This is a genomic window from Pseudomonas sp. R3-52-08 (assembly GCF_003851745.1).
Taxonomy (GTDB): Bacteria; Pseudomonadota; Gammaproteobacteria; order Pseudomonadales; family Pseudomonadaceae; genus Aquipseudomonas.
The window spans coordinates 5,142,747-5,160,322 of sequence record NZ_CP027730.1 but is presented as its reverse complement, the minus strand read 5'-3'; the positions used below and the strand labels follow the sequence as shown (position 1 = coordinate 5,160,322).

Annotated in this window: 17 protein-coding genes; 9 read left to right on the top strand and 8 right to left on the bottom strand. The window is 62.5% G+C overall.

What is annotated here, in order from left to right; genetic code table 11:
- Positions 1 to 9 precede the first annotated feature (9 nt).
- Positions 10 to 879: an acyl-CoA thioesterase II gene (tesB, locus tag C4J91_RS23735; protein ID WP_124364513.1), complete on the top strand. Its 870-nt coding sequence runs from the start codon at positions 10 to 12 to the stop codon at positions 877 to 879.
- The gene (locus tag C4J91_RS23730) at positions 876 to 1,475 is read left to right on the top strand and encodes an HAD family hydrolase (protein ID WP_124364512.1); all 600 of its coding nucleotides are present in this window, start codon (positions 876 to 878) and stop codon (positions 1,473 to 1,475) included. Before tesB ends, C4J91_RS23730 begins: the two co-directional genes overlap by 4 nt.
- A gap of 118 nt (positions 1,476 to 1,593) precedes the next feature.
- On the opposite strand, the gene C4J91_RS23725 is transcribed toward C4J91_RS23730, so the two are convergent.
- From C4J91_RS23725 to C4J91_RS23715, 3 genes are read right to left on the bottom strand one after another with little or no spacing between them, the layout of a single operon-like run.
- Positions 1,594 to 2,568, bottom strand: a complete 975-nt coding sequence (locus C4J91_RS23725) for an alpha/beta hydrolase (RefSeq protein ID WP_124364511.1) — start codon at positions 2,566 to 2,568, stop codon at positions 1,594 to 1,596.
- The gene (locus tag C4J91_RS23720) at positions 2,569 to 3,456 is read right to left on the bottom strand and encodes a neutral zinc metallopeptidase (protein ID WP_124364510.1); all 888 of its coding nucleotides are present in this window, start codon (positions 3,454 to 3,456) and stop codon (positions 2,569 to 2,571) included.
- A 55-nt stretch (positions 3,457 to 3,511) separates the two neighbouring features.
- Positions 3,512 to 3,925 carry a lipoprotein gene (locus C4J91_RS23715; RefSeq protein WP_124364509.1) on the bottom strand — a complete coding sequence of 138 codons (414 nt, stop codon included), beginning with the start codon at positions 3,923 to 3,925 and terminating at the stop codon, positions 3,512 to 3,514.
- Positions 3,926 to 4,111: 186 nt separating this feature from the next.
- Between C4J91_RS23715 and C4J91_RS23710 the strand changes: the two genes are divergently transcribed.
- The gene (locus C4J91_RS23710; RefSeq protein WP_065935812.1) at positions 4,112 to 4,990 is read left to right on the top strand and encodes a DMT family transporter; all 879 of its coding nucleotides are present in this window, start codon (positions 4,112 to 4,114) and stop codon (positions 4,988 to 4,990) included.
- On the opposite strand, the gene C4J91_RS23705 is transcribed toward C4J91_RS23710, so the two are convergent.
- Complete coding sequence (locus C4J91_RS23705) at positions 4,991 to 6,325, bottom strand: MFS transporter (RefSeq protein ID WP_124364508.1); 1,335 nt, start codon at positions 6,323 to 6,325, stop codon at positions 4,991 to 4,993.
- 210 nt (positions 6,326 to 6,535) lie between these two features.
- Here C4J91_RS23705 and quiC point away from each other — a divergent pair, with 210 nt between their 5' ends.
- Both quiC and C4J91_RS23695 read left to right on the top strand, forming a co-directional pair.
- Positions 6,536 to 8,434: a 3-dehydroshikimate dehydratase QuiC gene (gene quiC / locus C4J91_RS23700; protein WP_124364507.1), complete on the top strand. Its 1,899-nt coding sequence runs from the start codon at positions 6,536 to 6,538 to the stop codon at positions 8,432 to 8,434.
- Between the two features lie 74 nt (positions 8,435 to 8,508).
- Positions 8,509 to 9,174, top strand: a complete 666-nt coding sequence (locus tag C4J91_RS23695; protein WP_124364506.1) for a TetR/AcrR family transcriptional regulator — start codon at positions 8,509 to 8,511, stop codon at positions 9,172 to 9,174.
- Between the two features lie 60 nt (positions 9,175 to 9,234).
- Here C4J91_RS23695 and C4J91_RS23690 read toward each other — a convergent pair whose 3' ends face one another.
- The 4 genes from C4J91_RS23690 to C4J91_RS23675 form a co-directional block, all read right to left on the bottom strand.
- Positions 9,235 to 10,089 (bottom strand): shikimate dehydrogenase, encoded by an 855-nt coding sequence (locus C4J91_RS23690; RefSeq protein WP_124364505.1) that lies wholly within the window; start codon positions 10,087 to 10,089, stop codon positions 9,235 to 9,237.
- Positions 10,089 to 10,535, bottom strand: coding sequence for a type II 3-dehydroquinate dehydratase (aroQ, locus tag C4J91_RS23685; protein WP_124364504.1), 447 nt, complete (start codon positions 10,533 to 10,535; stop codon positions 10,089 to 10,091). The genes C4J91_RS23690 and aroQ overlap by 1 nt, the downstream gene beginning before the upstream one ends.
- A gap of 175 nt (positions 10,536 to 10,710) precedes the next feature.
- The gene (gene trmA, locus C4J91_RS23680; RefSeq protein ID WP_124364503.1) at positions 10,711 to 11,790 is read right to left on the bottom strand and encodes a tRNA (uridine(54)-C5)-methyltransferase TrmA; all 1,080 of its coding nucleotides are present in this window, start codon (positions 11,788 to 11,790) and stop codon (positions 10,711 to 10,713) included.
- A complete protein-coding gene (locus C4J91_RS23675; protein WP_124364502.1) occupies positions 11,787 to 13,082 on the bottom strand; it encodes an NCS2 family permease in 1,296 nt (431 codons plus the stop codon). Before C4J91_RS23675 ends, trmA begins: the two co-directional genes overlap by 4 nt.
- A gap of 188 nt (positions 13,083 to 13,270) precedes the next feature.
- Here C4J91_RS23675 and C4J91_RS23670 point away from each other — a divergent pair, with 188 nt between their 5' ends.
- The 4 genes from C4J91_RS23670 (at position 13,271) to C4J91_RS23655 (ending at position 17,504) form a co-directional block, all read left to right on the top strand.
- Complete coding sequence (locus C4J91_RS23670; protein WP_124364501.1) at positions 13,271 to 13,717, top strand: DUF4879 domain-containing protein; 447 nt, start codon at positions 13,271 to 13,273, stop codon at positions 13,715 to 13,717.
- Positions 13,718 to 13,813: 96 nt separating this feature from the next.
- A complete protein-coding gene (locus tag C4J91_RS23665; RefSeq protein WP_124364500.1) occupies positions 13,814 to 14,338 on the top strand; it encodes a (2Fe-2S)-binding protein in 525 nt (174 codons plus the stop codon).
- Positions 14,335 to 15,324 (top strand): xanthine dehydrogenase family protein subunit M, encoded by a 990-nt coding sequence (locus C4J91_RS23660; protein WP_124364499.1) that lies wholly within the window; start codon positions 14,335 to 14,337, stop codon positions 15,322 to 15,324. The genes C4J91_RS23665 and C4J91_RS23660 overlap by 4 nt, the downstream gene beginning before the upstream one ends.
- Complete coding sequence (locus C4J91_RS23655) at positions 15,321 to 17,504, top strand: xanthine dehydrogenase family protein molybdopterin-binding subunit (RefSeq protein WP_124364498.1); 2,184 nt, start codon at positions 15,321 to 15,323, stop codon at positions 17,502 to 17,504. The genes C4J91_RS23660 and C4J91_RS23655 overlap by 4 nt, the downstream gene beginning before the upstream one ends.
- Positions 17,505 to 17,576 lie beyond the last annotated feature (72 nt).

The following is a 17,576-nucleotide window of genomic DNA, read 5'->3' as shown; positions in this document are numbered from 1 at the left end:
AGTTGCTCTATGAGCCAAGTATTGGAAGATCTGGTGGACTTGCTGACCCTGGAGCCGATCGAGGAAAACCTCTTTCGCGGCCGCAGCCAGGACCTGGGTTTTCGCCAATTGTTCGGTGGCCAGGTGCTCGGCCAGTCGCTGTCGGCGGCCAGCCAGACCGTCGAAGAAGCGCGCCACGTACATTCGCTGCACGGTTATTTCCTGCGTCCAGGCGACGCCGCGTTGCCGGTGGTGTATTCGGTGGACCGCGTGCGCGACGGCGGCAGTTTCAGCACCCGCCGCGTCACGGCGATCCAGAAGGGCCACCCGATTTTCACCTGCACCACCTCGTTCCAGTACGACGAAGCAGGTTTCGAACACCAGACCACCATGCCCGTGGTGGTCGGCCCGGAGAACCTGCCGTCGGAGCTGGAGCTGACCCAGCAGCGCGCGCACCTGATCCCCGAGCATATGCGCGACAAGCTGCTGTGCCCCAAGCCCATCGAAGTGCGCCCGGTGACCGAAAAAGACCCGTTCAACCCGCAGCCGTCCGACCCGGTCAAGTACGTGTGGTTTCGTGCCGACGGCGCCCTGGCCGATGCGCCGGCGTTGCATAAATACCTGCTGGCCTACGCCTCGGACTTCGGCCTGTTGACCACCTCGCTGCTGCCCCATGGCAAGACCGTGTGGCACAAAGACATGCAGGTCGCCAGCCTCGACCACGCGCTGTGGTTCCACGCTGATCTGCGCGCCGATGACTGGTTGCTGTATGCCATGGACAGCCCATGGGCCGGCAATTCCCGAGGTTTTTCCCGGGGCAGCGTGTACAACCGCGCCGGGCAACTGGTGGCGTCGGTGACCCAGGAAGGCTTGATTCGCCATCGCAAGGACTGGGCATGAGCCTGGCCGACGTCCGGCATTGGGTGTTTGACATGGACGGCACCCTCACGGTGGCCGTGCATGATTTCGCGGCCATCCGCGTGGCGCTGGAGATTCCCGCCGAAGACGATATTCTCACGCACCTTGCCGCGTTGCCGGTGGATATCGCGGCGGCCAAGCACGCCTGGTTGCTGGAACACGAGCGCGAACTGGCGCTGGGTTCGGTCGCCGCCGAGGGCGCGGTGGACCTGGTGCGCGAGCTGGCCGGACGCGGTTATCGCCTGGGCATTTTGACGCGCAACGCGCAGGAACTGGCGCATGTCACCCTGGCAGCGATTGGCCTGGCGGACTGTTTTGCCGCCGAAGACGTGCTAGGGCGTGAGGACGCACCGCCCAAGCCGGATCCGGGCGGCTTGCTGAAGCTGGCGGCGGCCTGGGATGTCGCACCGAGCGAGATGGTGATGGTGGGCGATTACCGCTTTGACCTGGATTGCGGCCGGGCGGCCGGTGCGCGGACGGTGTTGGTGAACCTGCCGGATAACCCGTGGCCCGAGTTGGCGGATTGGCATGCCGAGGATTGCACGGTATTGCGCCAGATGATCCAGCCCAGGCAATGACGATCAAATGTGGGAGGGGGCTTGCCCCCGATAGCGGTCTGTCAGCTAAATATGTGCTGGCTGACACACCGCCATCGGGGGCAAGCCCCCTCCCACATTTTTAATCCGGTTTCTTCAGTCAGTGCGGGAACAACACGTTCTGCCCATGCGGCGAGGTAAACATTTTATCCCCGTCATGCCCAACCCCAGGCACTTCTACCAGCCTATGACCCAACTGCGGATGCCGCTGCTTGAGGGCGTCAAAATAGTTGTGCCCACGAATCAGCCGATACGCACCCTGGGTTTCGGCTTCGCAGCCTTTATCCAGCGCCGGGTGGTTGGGGTCGGTGTCTTGTTGGCCCAGCAGGTAAGTGACATCGCGTGAAACATAAGCCTGCTCCAGTTGCTCGGCGCCCTGGCCCTTGGCGTAATCCGGCAGGCCTTGCATGCCGTACTTCCACTCGTTGAAGCCAGGGCAACTCGCCGTTTCAAACGGCACTGGCCGCTGTGGGCTGAAGTAGGCGTAGGACGATGGGTTGGCCACCACATAACGCAGGCGGATGCCTTCGGTCTGCAGCATCGGGTGCGGGTGGCCGGTGACCGCGAAACGCTGCACCACCTGGCCGCCACCGGAATGCCCAGCGACGACGATTTCCTTGAGCGCCGGGAACAGGGTGCGGTTGCCCAGGTGCTTGATGATCTGGTCGAGAGCGCCAAAAGAGCTGACCCGGCCCGGACCGATGGACGGCGCGCCAGCCATCCAGTCATTGCCCTTCCAGCGCAGCACCTGGTCATCCAGGTGGTGACGTTTAATGTCCGACTGGTTGAGAAACTGCGGCGCGATCACCAGCACATGTGCCCCAACGCCAGCATGGGCGGCGGCATCGATACCGCTTTTCAGATAGGTCTGCGCATTGCGCAGGCGGCCATGCACGATAATCAGCGCCCGCGTGACCTCCGGCAGCGGTTGGCGCCAATCCTGGCTCAGGCCCAGGCTGAGCTCGCCCGCATCCACATGAAAACGCTCAGGGCTGACCAGGTTGACGCCGTGTTCGGCAGCCAACGCTGAACAGGACATCAACCACGCCAGCAGCCAGCCCACGCGTTTATGCATTTAAAGACTCTTGGCCGTAAAGGTGTCGCATTGGGAGATCTGGCCCTGGGCGAAGCCGGTCTTGAACCAGCGCACGCGCTGAGCCGACGTGCCGTGGGTAAACGAGTCCGGCACCACGCGCCCTTGGCCCTGTTGCTGCAGGCGGTCATCGCCGATGGCGTTGGCGGCATTCAGTGCTTCTTCGATATCGCCGGGTTCCAGCCAGTCCAGGCGTTTTTGCGCGCGGTTGGCCCAGACGCCGGCAAAGCAGTCAGCCTGCAGCTCCTGGCGGACCAGCAGGCCACCGTCGCCTTGCATCGGCCGGCCCTGCTGGCGCGCGGCCTGGATCTTGGACGAGATGCCAAGCAGGGTTTGTACGTGATGCCCGACTTCGTGGGCGATCACATACGCCTGGGCGAAATCGCCGGCGGCCTGGAAGCGTTGCGACATTTCACGGAAAAAATCCAGGTCCAGGTACACCTGCTGGTCAGCCGGGCAATAGAACGGGCCGCTGGCCGAGGTGGCGCCCCCGCAGGCGGAGTTCACCCGGCCACGGAACAGGATCAGTTTCGGGTTCTTGTAGGCCAGGCCGTTCTCCTGGAACACGTGGCCCCAGGTGTCTTCGGTATCGCCCAGCACCGCGCGCACGAAGTCGGCCTGCTCGTCGTTGGCCGGCGGAGCCTGACGCGATTGCGTGCTGACCGACGGCGCCTGCTCCATCTGGCCGGTCAATTGGCCGAGGATCTGCATCGGGTCCTGGCCGGTGAGCCAGCCGATGCCGACAATCAACACGATAGCGGTCAGGCTCAGGCCCTTGCCGCCACCGAAGCGCATCCCGCCACCGCCGCCGCCGCTGTCATCGCGGGCATCCACCACGTTGTCGCTGCGTCGGCCTTTTTTCCATAGCATGGGGCAATCCTCTTGTTAACGGTCCGGCAAAAATATGGATGGAGTATGGTCGTAGTTAACGGCAATAGCCTTCGCCGCTGGCGACAATCAGGCAGTCTTTTTTATCGGCCAGCCATTTCAAGCCAGTGGCTGCGCCATCCCCGGCGCGCAGCACCTGCGGGCCGTCCGGGCGGGTGAAGGCGATGCCGTCATCGGTTGCCTGGCCTTTGAACGTGCCCGAAGCGTCGGCATCGAGGCCATACTGCATGGTCAGAAGGTAGTGGCCGCGGCCGATGCTGTCGTCCTTGGCGATGGTGAGGTTCAGGCCTTCGACGCCGATCCACTTGCCGACCCATTTATCGGTGGGTGGGGTTTCCGGTACCAGGGTCGCCTGCACGGACGCGGGGGCGGGCTTGGGGGCTTCTTTCGGCGTTTTATCGCAGGCAGAGAGCAAGGCGAGGGCAGACAGGGCAAACAGGATTTTTTTCATAGCGGCAGGGCCTTGATTAAAAAGTGTGCAACGCCGGGGCGCGCGTGCAGGGTTGGACTCAAATCCACTGATTTAGTGCGCTGTTCGCCCGGTGTTTGGTTATGCTCTTGGGGCAGACGCATGCCCGGCTGCTAGATTACTTCGGTTGAGTGCCACCGTATTCAGCTCGCCACACAAGAGAATTCAATGACTGTCAGTACCCCGCTTTCCGGCGTCAACCATCCCTTCAAAGGCATCCTGCTGATTGTGCTGGCGACGTTCCTGTTCTCCAGCCACGACGCCCTGTCCAAATACCTGGCCGGGTTCTACCCGATCGTGATGGTGGTGTGGGCGCGGTACATGGTGCACACCTTGCTGATGGCCGGGATCTTCCTGCCGCAATCGGGCCTGCGCGTGCTGCGCAGCAAACGGCCGGGGATGCAGGTGGTGCGGGCGTTGTGCTTGTTGGGCACCAGCCTGTTCTTCACCACAGCGCTGCATTACATCCCGTTGGCGGAAGCCACGGCGGTGAACTTCCTTGCGCCGATCCTGGTGACCGCGCTCTCGGTGCCCCTGCTCGGCGAGCACGTCACGCGTGGCCAATGGCTGGCGGTGATCTGCGGGTTTGTCGGCGTGGTGATCATCATCCATCCGGGCGGTGAGCTGTTCACCCCGGCGGTGCTGCTGCCACTGTGCTCGGCGCTGTTCTTCTGCTTCTACCAACTGCTCACGCGCATCCTCAGCCAATACGACAGCCCCACCACCAGCAACTTCTTCGCCGGCCTGTGCAACACCCTGGTGATGAGTGCGATGGTGCCGTTCTTCTGGCAGGTGCCGACCCTGTGGCATGGGGTGATGATGCTGGCGCTGGGCACCTGTGGGATGACCGCGCACTTGATGCTCACCCAGGCGTTCCGCTTCGCGGCGCCGGCCTTGCTGGCGCCGTTCGGCTATTGCCAGATCGTGTTTGCGGGGTTGTTGGGTTGGCTGGTGTTCAGCCATACCCCCGACATGACCACGGTGGTCGGTATCGGGGTGATCTGCATGAGCGGCTTGGCCGCTGCCTGGCAGCAGCGGCGGCGTTGATTACACCTCTACCGTAGGAATCTTGCGCGGCGCCATGAAGTACATCCATACCAGTGCGATGAAATACATCGCCGGAATCAGGGTGAACAACAGCGTGTAGTTGTTGTTGGTTACGGTGAGGATATGGCCGACGATCTGGGTCATGAACATGCCGCCGATGGCCGCGCACATGCCGCCGAAGCCGAACACCGTGCTCATCATGTGCTTGGGCGTGTAGTCCATCACCAGGCTCCAGATGTTGGCGGTCCAGGCCTGGTGCGCGCCGATGGCCAGGGAGATGGCGAACACCGCGACCCACAATTGGCTGGAGCCGGCCGCCATGATCACGCCGACGATGCAGCAGGCGAACAAGAACATCGACAGCAGCCGTGCCTTGATCGAGTTCATCCCGCGACCGATCAGGAACGAGGACAGAATGCCGCCGCCCACGCTGCCGAAGTCGGCGGTGAGGTAGATGATGATCAGCGGAATGCCCATCTGCGTCACGTTGATGCCCAGGTTGTATTGCTGGTTCAGGAATGGCGGCAGCCAGTACAGGTAGAACCAGAACACCGGCGCGGTCAGCGAGTACGCCAGCGCGAAGGCCCAGGTGCCGCGCATGCGCAGGATGCGGCTGAACGGTACGCGGGGTTGTTCCGGCTCGACTTCCTGTTGCACGTAGTCCAATTCGGATTGTTTAACGGTGGGATGCTCTTCCGGGTTGTAGTACTTCAAGCCCCACAACACCAGCCAGATACCCCCGAGCGCCGACATGCACAGGAACGCCGCCTGCCAGCCCCACACGTGCAGGATCAACGGCAGCAGCATGGGCGTCATCATCGCGCCGACGTTGGTGCCGGCGTTGAAGATACCGGTCGCCACCGCGCGCTCGCCGGCCGGAAACCACAGTCGCGTGGTTTTCACGCACGCCGGGTAGTTGGCGGCCTCGGTCAGCCCGAGGATAAACCGGCAGACCATGAAGCCGACGGCCGAGGTGGCCAGGCCGTGGGCGCCGGTGGCCAGGCTCCACAACAGCACCGCGCAGAAAAACACGCGCTTGACGCCTACTCGGTCGATCAAGCGGCCCTGCAGCACAAAGCCGATGGCGTAGCCGACCTGAAACCAGAAGTTGATGTTGGCGTAATCCATCGCCGTCCAGCTCATTTCCTTGGCCAGAATCGGTTGCATCACGCCCAGGGCGGCGCGGTCGATGTAGTTGAGGGTGGTGGCGAAGAACACCAGGGCCAGCATGCCCCAGCGGGTTTTACCCACGGCCAGGGCGCCGCGGATCTTGTCGCCGATGCCGGCGTGCGGGGTGCCGGGGCGCGCGGCCAGGGCGGAATTTTGCAGAGGCATGAGGTCGTACCCGTTTTTGAAATTTTTATGGTGTGATCTGGGTCTTGGTGCAAGGTCGATGGTGCGCAGTGGTTAAAAAGTCGTCAATTCATCAAAGGGGCATAGTGTTCGATAATCGCACCAAAAACTAACCGGTTCGTACATTTTAATTGCCGCGTGTAGGCTGTGGGCGAATAATTTGCCATAAACAACAATTGCCGGGAGTGACCCATGCAACGTTCCATCGCTACCGTGTCGTTGAGCGGCACACTGCCGGAAAAGCTCGAAGCCATTGCCGCCGCCGGGTTTGATGGCGTTGAGATTTTTGAAAACGACCTGTTGTACTACGACGGCAGCCCGCGTGAAGTCAGGCAGATGTGCGCCGACTTGGGCATCGCCATTACCTTGTTCCAGCCGTTTCGAGACTTCGAGGGCTGCCGCCGTGATCGTCTGGCGCGCAACCTCGAGCGCGCCGAGCGCAAATTCGATCTGATGCAGGAGCTGGGCACCGACCTGGTGCTGGTGTGCAGTAATGCCTCGGCCGATTGCGTGGGCGATGAACGCATCCTGCTGGACGACCTCAGCCTGCTGGCCGAACACGCGGGCCGCCGTGGTTTGCGAATCGGCTATGAGGCGCTGGCCTGGGGCAAGCATGTGAACACCTGGCAGCAGGTATGGAACCTGGTACGCCAGGTGGACCATCCCAGCCTGGGTGTGTTGCTCGACAGTTTTCATACCTTGTCGCTCAAGGGCGACCCGAGCGCCATCGCCGAAATCCCAGGCGACAAAATCTTCTTCGTGCAAATGGCCGACGCGCCAATCCTGGCCATGGATGTGCTGGAGTGGAGCCGGCATTTTCGCTGCTTCCCCGGCCAGGGTGAGTTCGACCTGGCTGGGTTTCTCGCGCCGATCATCCAGAGTGGCTACACCGGGCCGTTGTCCCTGGAGATTTTCAACGACGGCTTTCGCGCCGCACCGACTCGGGCCAATGCGGCAGATGGTTTGCGCTCGTTGCTGTACCTGGAAGAGAAAACCCGCCAGCGCCTGGCGGCGGAACAACCCGCCGCGCCCGTGGATATCCTGTTCGAGACCCCGGCGGCCAGCGAGTACGACGGCATCGAATTCCTCGAATTTGCGGTGGATGAAAGCCTCGGCGCGAAGCTGACCCATTGGTTGGAACGCCTGGGCTTCGCCAAGGCCGGCCAGCATCGTTCCAAGAACGTGAGCCTGTTGCGCCAGGGCGATATCAACCTGATCCTCAATTGCGAACCTTATTCCTTTGCCCACAACTTTTTCGAGGCCCATGGGCCGTCGTTGTGTGCCACGGCGATTCGGGTCAAGGACAGCGCCAAGGCGTTGGAACGGGCGGTGGCCTACAAGGGCCAGCCCTATCGCGGCCTGGTCGGGCCCAATGAGCTGGAGTTGGCGGCCGTGCGCGCGCCGGACGGCAGCTTGATTTACCTGGTGGACCAAAGCGAAGGCGGGCTATACGACACCGATTTCAACCTGCAACCCGTCACCGCCAGCGGCGGCTTGCTGCGCATCGACCATATGGCCATGGCCCTGCCGGCCGACAGCCTCGACAGCTGGGTGCTGTTCTACAAAAGCTTGCTGGATTTTGAAGCCGATGACGAAGTGGTGCTGCCCGACCCTTACGGCCTGGTCAAAAGCCGCGCACTGCGCAGCCGCTGCAGTTCGATTCGCCTGCCGCTGAATATTTCCGAGAACCGCAATACCGCCATTTCCCACGCGCTTTCGAGCTATCGCGGCTCGGGCGTGCACCACATTGCCTTCGATTGCGCGGATATTTTCGCCGAGGTGCGCCGGGCCAAGGAGGCCGGGGTGCCGCTGTTGGATATCCCGCTCAACTACTACGACGATTTGGCCGCACGCTTTGATTTCGACGATGAGTTCCTCAGCGAACTGGCGTACTACAACGTGCTGTACGACCGCGACGCCCAGGGCGGTGAGCTGTTTCATGTCTACACCGAAGCCTTCGAGGGCCGGTTTTTCTTCGAGATCATCCAGCGCAAGAACGGCTATGCCGGTTATGGCGCGGCCAACGTGGCGGTGCGTTTGGCGGCGATGGCCAAGTCGCGCAGCGGTGCGGTGCGTCAGGCGCGTTTATAACGGTGGGGAGGTGCTTCCTTCGGGGAGCGCCTCGGCCCATAATCGGGCCTGCATAAAAACGCCGTGAGCGCACCATGACCCTGACTCCCGACCTCTCTGCCGTGTCAGATGCACCGCGCAAGAGTCGCAAGAACAATCCGGAAAAGACCCGCGAGAATATTCTCCAGGAAGCCATTGTCGAGTTCGTTCAGCAGGGCCTGTCCGGCGCCCGCGTGGACGCCATCGCCGAGCGCATCCACACCTCCAAGCGCATGATCTATTACTACTTCGGCAGCAAGGAGCAGCTCTACGTCGAGGTGCTGGAGAAGCTCTACGGCGATATTCGCAACACCGAAACCCGCATGAACCTCACGGCCCTGGAGCCGCGCGAAGCGATCCGCCGGCTGGTGGAGTTCACCTTCGACCACCATGACCAGAACGTGGATTTCGTGCGCATTGTCAGCATCGAAAATATCCACAACGCCGAGTACGTCAAGCGCACCAGTACGATCAAGGACATGAACAGCAAAATCCTCGAGGGGCTCGGTGAGACCCTGCGTCGCGGCGCTGAAATGGGGCTGTTTCGCGAAGGGTTGGAGCCGCTGGATGTGCACCTGTTGATCAACTCGTTCAGTTTTTACCGTGTATCCAACCGGCATACCTTCAGTGAGATTTTTCAGATTGAACTGTCGGATGAGGCGATCAAGCAGCGGCATCGGGAGATGATCTGCGAGTCGGTGTTGCGTTATCTGCAAGCCTGAGAACTGGCTGTACGCGGTCAATGTGGGAGCAAGCCCCCTCCCACATTTGGATTTCGGTTTCTACAGTGGCTTATTCATGCTCTGGAAGTGCGCCAACATCCTGCAAGCATCCGCCGCCTCGCCACTGAATAACTCAAACGCCTTCACCGCCTGAAACACCGCCATATTGCCGCCATCCAACGTGCGGCAACCCAAGGCGCGTGCGTCGCGCAGCAACTCGGTTTCCAATGGGAAATACACGATTTCCGCCACCCACAGCCCTGCATGTAATAACGCGGGGGGCACCGGTGTGCCGGGCAGCTTGGCCATGCCCATCGGTGTGGTGTTGACCAGGCCGTCCGCCTCCGCCATGGCGTTGGTCAAGTCGCTGCCGACCTGGGCGCGACCGTTGCCAAAACGCCGGGCGAGGTTATCCACAAGCTCGCGGGCGCGGAGGCTGTCCAGGTCAAAAATGCTCAGCTGTTCAACGCCCTCGGCCAGCAGCGCATGCGCCACTGCCGCGCCTGCGCCGCCGGCGCCCATCTGCACCACGCGCTGGCGCGGCACGTCATTCAAGTTGCGTCGAAAACCCTCAGCAAACCCCAGGCAATCGGTGTTATGGCCGATGCGCTTGCCGTCTTTGAACACCACGGTGTTGACCGCGCCAATGCCCTTTGCCTCGTCGGACAATTCATCGAGCAACGGCAGGATCGCCTGCTTGCACGGGTAGGTAATGTTCAAGCCGGTGAAATGCATCTGCTCGGCGGCACGTAGCAGCTCGGGCAGGGCGTGGCTGTCCAGGCGTAGCGCTTGCAGGTCGATCAGGCGATACAGGTAGCGCAGGCCCTGGGCGTCACCTTCCTGCTCATGCAGGGCGGGCGTGCGGGAGGCCTGGATGCCGGCGCCGATCAGGCCGGCGAGAACGCGTGGTTTCATCAGGCGCATCCTTTCAACGAGTGGCTGAAATGTTCCAGGGCCAAGTGGTAGCCATGGCTGCCAAACCCGGCCAGCACCGCCTTGGCGATGGGCGAGACAAAGGAGTGATGACGAAACGCCTCACGGGCATGCACGTTGGATAAATGCACCTCGATCACCGGCACTTCGCTGGCCACCAGCGCATCGCGAATCGCCACCGAGGTATGAGTCCAGGCCGCCGGGTTGATCACGATCCCGGCGCAACGGGCGCGGGCGGCGTGAATCCAGTCGAGCAGTTCGCCCTCGTGGTTGGTCTGGCGAAACTCGATGGTCAGCCCGAGCTTTTCCGCGCTGCGCCCACACAGGGCGGCGATGTCGGCCAGGGTTTCGTGGCCATAGGTGGCAGGCTCGCGGGTACCGAGCAGGTTGAGATTGGGGCCGTTGAGCACCAGCACAATGGGTGGCATAGAGGGGTCTCCGCAGTTCTTATTGGTTATGCGGATAAAATGTACTGGTTGGTTAATTTGGTCAATTAAACCTAGCGGATGTGTTCGATTATCGAACTTTTAATCGCTTGTGCGGGGAGGGTCCGCTGGGGAGCGAGCAAACTCGCTCCCCATTTTCTTCAGCGGTGCCCTGCGCTTATCGGCGGGTCAGCAATACACCGGACTCCATATGATGCGTCCACGGAAACTGGTCAAACATTGCACACTGGGTAATGCGGTGCGTGTCGTGCAACTGCGCGATGTTCGCCGCCAACGTCTCCGGGTTGCAGGAGATATACAGGATGTTGTCGAAGCGCCGGGTCAGTTCGCAGGTGTCCGGGTCCATGCCGGCGCGGGGCGGGTCGACGAAGACGCTGCCGAATGCGTAGCTTTTTAAGTCGATGCCGTGCAGGCGGCGGAACGGGCGCACTTCATTCAGGGCCGCGGTGAGTTCTTCGGCGGAGAGGCGCACCAGGGTGACGTTATCCACGGCATTTTCATCGAGGTTGCTCAGGGCCGCATTCACCGAGGTCTTGCTGATTTCGGTGGCCAGCACGTTACGCACGCGGGTCGCCAGCGGCAGGGTGAAGTTGCCGTTGCCGCAGTACAGTTCCAGCAAGTCGTCCGGGCGATCACCCAGGGCGTCGTACGCCCAGTTGAGCATCTTCTGGTTCACCGTGCCGTTGGGCTGGGTGAAGGCGCCTTCGGGTTGGCGGTAGCTGAAGGTGCGGCCACCGACCTCGAGTTTTTCCACCACGTAGTCGCGGCCGATCACATCGCGCTTGCCCTTGGAGCGGCCAATGATGCTCACGTTCAGCTCAGCCGCCAGCTTGTTCGCTGCGGTGTGCCAGTGTTCATCCAGCGGGCGGTGATAGCACAGGGTGATCATCGCGTCGCCGGCCAGGGTGGTGAGGAACTCCACCTGGAACAGTTTGTGGCTCAGGGCGGCACTGGCTTGCCAGGCGGCCTTGAGCTGCGGCATCAACTGGTTGATGCGCTGGCTGGCGATGGGAAACGCTTCGATCAGGATCGGCGTGCGCTTGTCGTCCTGGGCGAACATCGCGTAGTGGCGCTCGCCGCCTTCGCGCCACAGGCGGAACTCCGCGCGCAGGCGGAAGTGCTGCAGCGGCGAGTCGAAAACCTGCGGCTCGGGGGCGTCGAACGGTGCCAGCAGGTCACGCAGGCGCGTGACCTTGTCTTGCAGTTGAGCGGTGTAGTGTGCGGCGTCGAAAGTCATGCGTTGAACCAGCCCAGCTTGATCACGAACAGAATCGACAGAATCACCAGGGCCGGGTTCAGCTCACGGTAGCGGCCCGAAAGCAGCTTGATGGCGGTCCAGGCGATGAAACCGAAGGCGATGCCGTTGGCGATGGAGTAAGTGAAGGGCATCGCCAGGGCGGTGATTACCACCGGCGCGGCCACAGTAATGTCATCCCAGTCGATTTCGGCCAGGCCGGACGTCATCAAGACGGCCACGAACAGCAGCGCCGGCGCGGTGGCGAAGGCCGGTACGCTGGCTGCCAGCGGTGAGAAGAACAGCGCCAGCAGGAACAGGATCGCGACCACGATGGCGGTCAAGCCGGTACGGCCACCGGCGCTCACGCCAGCGGCAGATTCGATGTAGCTGGTGGTGGTCGAAGTACCCAGCAGCGAGCCGGCCATGGCCGCCGTACTGTCGGCGATCAGCGCACGGCCCATTTTCGGCATGTGGCCGTCCTTGCCCATCAGGCCGGCGCGCTTGGCGACGCCGATCAGGGTGCCGGAGTTGTCGAACAGGTCGACGAACAGGAACGCGAAGATCACGCTGACCAGGCCGATGTCCAGCGCGCCCTTGATGTCCAGTTGCAGGAAGGTCGGGGCCAGGGACGGTGGCATCGAGGTCACGCCGCCGAATGGGGTGAAGCCCATCACAATGGACACGATGGTCACCGCCAGGATGCCGATCAGCACCGCACCACGTACGGCCAGGGCTTCCAGCGCCACGATCAGCACAAACCCGAGGGTGGCCAGGATCGGCGCCGGTTGTTTCAGGTCGCCCAGGCCCACCAGGGTGGCCGGATTTGCGACCACGATACCGGCGTTGTGCAAGGCGATCAGCGCCAGGAACAGGCCGATACCGGCGGCAATCGCCGAGCGCAGGGGCAGGGGAATGCTGTTGATGATCCACTCACGGATACGGAAGATCGACAGCAGGAAGAACAGCACCGCCGAAATGAACACCGCGCCCAATGCCACCTGCCAGGTGTGGCCCATGTGCAGGACCACGGTGTAGGTGAAGAAGGCATTGAGGCCCATGCCCGGCGCGAGGGCGATCGGGTAGTTGGCGATCAGGCCCATCACGGTCGAACCGATGGCCGCCGCCAGGCAGGTCGCGACAAACACCGCGCCTTTGTCCATGCCGGTTTCGCCGAGGATGCTCGGGTTCACGAACAGGATGTAGGCCATGGCCAGGAATGTCGTGATACCCGCGAGAATCTCGGTGCGCACGTTGGTGTTGTGGGCTTTGAGTTGAAACAGCTTTTCCAGCATGCCGGCTCCCTGTGACGCTATCTTGCGTCGTGATTTGTTGACCTCTAAGTCAAAGCACAAACTGCGCCAAGCGCTTGTGGCTTCAGAGAGGATCGGAAAAAGCGGCGCATCATACCAGCAGCCGAGGCTGTGTGGCGCATGGCCTTGAGGCATACTGCGCCGACGTTCAACAGCAGGTCATCGACAGCATGAAAAAAGCCAACGCGTGGAGTCTAGCTCTGATCCCTTGTCTGGGCCTGTGGCTCGGCGCGGCACCGGTGTGGGGCGCGGCTGCACCGGCCTTGAGCGAGGTGCGGGTGTTCAAGGTCGAATCGGCGAAGTGCAGCGAGGCCATCCCGGACCGTGTGCAGACCACCCAGATGTGCGAGCATCGTGGGCCCACGAAGGTCTCGGTGATGGAGGTCGGCCTGGGCAACAGCCCGATGGGCCGCTTCAATGGCGCCGAGTTGAACGGGCAGCGCACGGCGGTGTGCCAGGTGGGCAACATCAGTGAGGCCTGTAACGGCGTGGGCACACTGATGGGCTACATCTATGTGTTTGACCTCAACGTGCAAGCCCAGGGTTGGTTCGAGTTCACCAATACCTCGATCAATCCTCCGCAAAACACCCTGAAAGCCCAGCTCAATATCCGCTGATCAATTGGCTTGAACGCTCAAAACCCTGGGAAGTCGTACCCCTGAGACGGCGATTTCCCTGAACGCCGCGGATGTACATCAACCCGTGAGGTGTTTATGAGCGCGACCCCCAATGGCGCGGCGGCCCAGCCGTTCGTCGCCCACCCGATACGCTTGACCTTGAATGGCCAGGATCGCCAATTGAGTGTGTTGCCCTGGACCACCTTGCTGGACCTGCTGCGCGAACAATTGGACCTGATCGGCAGCAAAAAGGGCTGCGACCACGGCCAATGTGGCGCCTGCACCGTCTTGCGTGACGGCAAGCGCGTAAACGCCTGCCTGACCCTGGCCGTAATGTGCGACGGCGCCGAGCTGACCACCATTGAAGGCCTGGCCGACGGCGACCAGCTGCACCCAATGCAGCAAGCCTTCATCAAGCACGACGCCTTCCAATGCGGTTACTGCACTCCCGGCCAGATCTGCTCGGCGGTCGGCCTGGCCAACGAAGGCCGCGCCCACGACAGTGCCCAGGTGCAGGAATTGATGAGCGGCAATCTGTGCCGCTGCGGTGCCTACAGCAATATCCGCGCGGCCATCGAAGAGGCGCTGCCGGCGTGCAGCAACCGGGGAGGTGAGCAATGAACCCCTTCCATTACAGCAAACCGGCCGACGTGCACGAGGCGGTGCACCTGAGCAGCGCGGCATCGCGCTTCATTGCCGGGGGCACCAACCTGCTGGACCTGATGAAAGAGAACATCAGCCGCCCCGAACACCTGATCGATATCACCGGACTGCCGCTCAATGCCATCGAAGAAACCGCCGACGGCGGCCTGCGTATCGGCGCGCTGGTGAGCAATGCCGACCTGGCCTGGCACCCGCTGATTGAGCAGCGTTACCCATTGCTGTCCCAAGCCATTCTTGCCGGAGCCTCGCCGCAACTGCGCAACATGGCCAGTACCGGTGGCAACCTGCTGCAACGCACCCGTTGCTACTATTTCTATGACGCCACGGTGCCGTGCAACAAGCGTGAGCCCGGCAGCGGCTGCCCGGCGCGCACCGGCTTGAACCGCATCCATGCGATCCTCGGCGCCAGCGAGCAGTGCGTCGCCACCCACCCTTCGGACATGTGCGTGGCCCTGGCGGCGCTGGAGGCGCGGGTGCATGTCGAAGGGCGCGGCGGGGCGCGGGTCATCGAGTTCGCCGACTTCCACCGCCTGCCCGGCGATGCACCGCAACGCGACAACCAATTGGCCGACGACGAACTGATCACCGCCATTGAATTGCCTGCCGATAACCTAGCCCGCCACAGCCATTACCTGAAAATTCGCGACCGTGCGTCCTACGCGTTCGCGCTGGTGTCGGTTGCCGCCGCGTTGGAGTTGAACGGCGACGAGATCATCGACGCCCGCCTGGCCCTTGGCGGTGTGGCGCACAAACCCTGGCGCGACCGCGCGGTAGAGGCGTCGCTGATAGGTCGCAGCGTCAGCCGCGAAACCTTCAGTAACGCTGCCGATGCCCTGCTGCAGGATGCCGAGCCGCTGCAACACAACGGCTTCAAGATCAAGCTGGCGCGCCGCGCAATCATTCGTGCACTGAGCGACGCTGCGGTCGCAGGAGAACAGCCATGAGCGCCATCGGCAAACCCCTGGACCGTGTCGACGGTCTGCTCAAGGTCACCGGCAAAGCGCGTTATGCCGGTGAATTTCCCGAGGACGGCCTGCTGCATGGCAGCGTGGTGTCGAGCACCATCGCCAAAGGCCGTGTCCTGCGCATCGATGCCTCCAGGGCTTTGGCACTGCCGGGTGTGGTGGAGGTCATCCATCACCTCAATCGCCCGAAAATCGCCAGCTACGACGATGCGTTCGCCGATGCGGATGCTGCCGACGGTTCGCCATTTCGCCCGCTGTATAACGACCGCGTGCTCTACAGCGGCCAGCCCCTGGCCCTGGTGATCGCCGATAACCTGGAGTTGGCGCGGCATGCTGGCTCGCTGGTCGACATCGAATACGCGGCGGAAGGCTTCGAAACCGACCTGATCGCCCAGCAGCAATCGGCTCACCCTTCACCTCAGACGCCGCCCGGGCCGCGTGGCAACTTCCAGGCCGAATGGGCCGGTGCCGCCATCAGCCTCGATCTGCACTACAGCACGCCCATCGAACACCATAACCCGATGGAACCCCACGCCAGCACCGTGCTGTACCAGCCCGACGGCACCCTGCATATCCACGATAAAACCCAGGGCCCGCAGAACTGCCAGGCGTATGTGCAAAAAGTCTTTGGCCTGGACAAAAGCCAGGTACGCATCTTCGCCGCGTTCGTCGGTGGCGCCTTTGGTTCGGGCCTGCGCCCGCAGTACCAATTGCCGCTGGCGGTGATGGCATCGCTGGCGCTCAAGCGCTCGGTGCGCGTGACCCTGACCCGCCAACAGATGTTCACCTTCGGCTACCGCCCGCGCACCTTGCAGCGCTTGCAGATGGGCGCCGCCGCCAACGGGCGCTTGCTGGCCCTGGGGCATACCGCGATTGGCCAGACTTCGCGCTTCGAGGATTTCAGCGAACACGTGGTGGAATGGAGCGGCATGCTCTACCACTGCGATAACGTGCAATTGACCTACAAATTGGTGCCGCTGGACGTCTTCACCCCACTGGACATGCGCGCTCCCGGCGCCGCCCTGGGCGTGATCGGCCTGGAATGCGCCATGGACGAACTGGCCTGCGCCCTGGCCATCGACCCGGTGCAACTGCGCCTGATCAACTACGCCGAACGTAACCAGAACGAAGACAAGCCCTGGTCGAGCAAAGCCCTGCGCGAGTGTTACAGCGAAGGTGCCGAGCGTTTTGGTTGGAGCCAGCGCAACCCCGAACCGCGCAGCATGCGCGACGGCCGCCAGTTGATCGGCTGGGGCATGGCCGGTGGTGTGTGGGAAGCCATGCAGATGAAAGCCAGCGCCAAGGCGCGCCTCGATACGAGCGGCAAACTCACCGTCAGCAGCGCCACCACCGATATCGGCACGGGCACCTACACCGTGATGACCCAGATCGCGGCGCAGGCCAGCGGTGTGGCGGTGGAGGACGTGGTGTTTTTGCTCGGTGATTCCTCACTGCCTACCGCGCCGCTGCAAGGCGGTTCGTTTACCGTGTCGTCCGTCGGCACCGCCGTGCAGCAAGCCTGCGAGGCCTTGACCGCCAAACTGCTGGCCGTTGCCCGGCAGACTTACCCGGTGTTCAAGGATGCCGAGTCCGTGCGCTTTGAAGACGGCCAACTGCACACCGGCGACGTGAGTGTGTCGTTGGCCCAACTGGTCAAGGACAGCGGCGAGGACGCGCTTGAGGTGCAGATAGACAGCGAGCCCGACAAGAAGCGCGAGGGCTATGCCACGGCCACCCATTCGGCGGTGTTTGTCGAAGTGCGGGTAGATGAAGACTTGGGCACCATCAAGGTCAGCCGCGTGGTCAGCGCGATTGCGGCCGGGCGCGTGGTCAACCCGAAAATGGCGCGCAGCCAGATCCTCGGCGGGGTGGTGTGGGGCATCGGCATGGCGCTGCACGAAGAGACCCAGGTCGACCATCAGCTGGGTCGCTACATGAACCACAGCCTGGCCGAGTACCACATCCCGGTGAATGCCGATATCGGTGAGATTGACGTGGTGTTTGTCCAAGAGCACGACGAGATCGTCAATGCGCTCGGGTCCAAGGGCGTGGGCGAAATCGGCATTGTCGGGGTGGCGGCGGCGGTGGCGAATGCGATCTATCACGCCACTGGTAAACGGGTTCGGGAGTTTCCGATCACCCTGGACAAAGTGCTCTAAAACACACCGCGTAACTCATGTGGGAGGGGGCTTGCTCCCGATGACGGAGTATCAGTCGAGGATGATGTGACT

Bases quoted from the DNA above. Each gene is read 5' to 3' on its own strand.
- tesB (WP_124364513.1), top strand. From the start codon at position 10: ATGAGCCAAGTATTGGAAGATCTGGTGGACTTGCTGACCCTGGAGCCG.
- C4J91_RS23730 (WP_124364512.1), top strand. From the start codon at position 876: ATGAGCCTGGCCGACGTCCGGCATTGGGTGTTTGACATGGACGGCACC.
- C4J91_RS23725 (WP_124364511.1), bottom strand. From the start codon at position 2,568: ATGCATAAACGCGTGGGCTGGCTGCTGGCGTGGTTGATGTCCTGTTCA.
- C4J91_RS23720 (WP_124364510.1), bottom strand. From the start codon at position 3,456: ATGCTATGGAAAAAAGGCCGACGCAGCGACAACGTGGTGGATGCCCGC.
- C4J91_RS23715 (WP_124364509.1), bottom strand. From the start codon at position 3,925: ATGAAAAAAATCCTGTTTGCCCTGTCTGCCCTCGCCTTGCTCTCTGCC.
- C4J91_RS23710 (WP_065935812.1), top strand. From the start codon at position 4,112: ATGACTGTCAGTACCCCGCTTTCCGGCGTCAACCATCCCTTCAAAGGC.
- C4J91_RS23705 (WP_124364508.1), bottom strand. From the start codon at position 6,325: ATGCCTCTGCAAAATTCCGCCCTGGCCGCGCGCCCCGGCACCCCGCAC.
- quiC (WP_124364507.1), top strand. From the start codon at position 6,536: ATGCAACGTTCCATCGCTACCGTGTCGTTGAGCGGCACACTGCCGGAA.
- C4J91_RS23695 (WP_124364506.1), top strand. From the start codon at position 8,509: ATGACCCTGACTCCCGACCTCTCTGCCGTGTCAGATGCACCGCGCAAG.
- C4J91_RS23690 (WP_124364505.1), bottom strand. From the start codon at position 10,089: ATGAAACCACGCGTTCTCGCCGGCCTGATCGGCGCCGGCATCCAGGCC.
- aroQ (WP_124364504.1), bottom strand. From the start codon at position 10,535: ATGCCACCCATTGTGCTGGTGCTCAACGGCCCCAATCTCAACCTGCTC.
- trmA (WP_124364503.1), bottom strand. From the start codon at position 11,790: ATGACTTTCGACGCCGCACACTACACCGCTCAACTGCAAGACAAGGTC.
- C4J91_RS23675 (WP_124364502.1), bottom strand. From the start codon at position 13,082: ATGCTGGAAAAGCTGTTTCAACTCAAAGCCCACAACACCAACGTGCGC.
- C4J91_RS23670 (WP_124364501.1), top strand. From the start codon at position 13,271: ATGAAAAAAGCCAACGCGTGGAGTCTAGCTCTGATCCCTTGTCTGGGC.
- C4J91_RS23665 (WP_124364500.1), top strand. From the start codon at position 13,814: ATGAGCGCGACCCCCAATGGCGCGGCGGCCCAGCCGTTCGTCGCCCAC.
- C4J91_RS23660 (WP_124364499.1), top strand. From the start codon at position 14,335: ATGAACCCCTTCCATTACAGCAAACCGGCCGACGTGCACGAGGCGGTG.
- C4J91_RS23655 (WP_124364498.1), top strand. From the start codon at position 15,321: ATGAGCGCCATCGGCAAACCCCTGGACCGTGTCGACGGTCTGCTCAAG.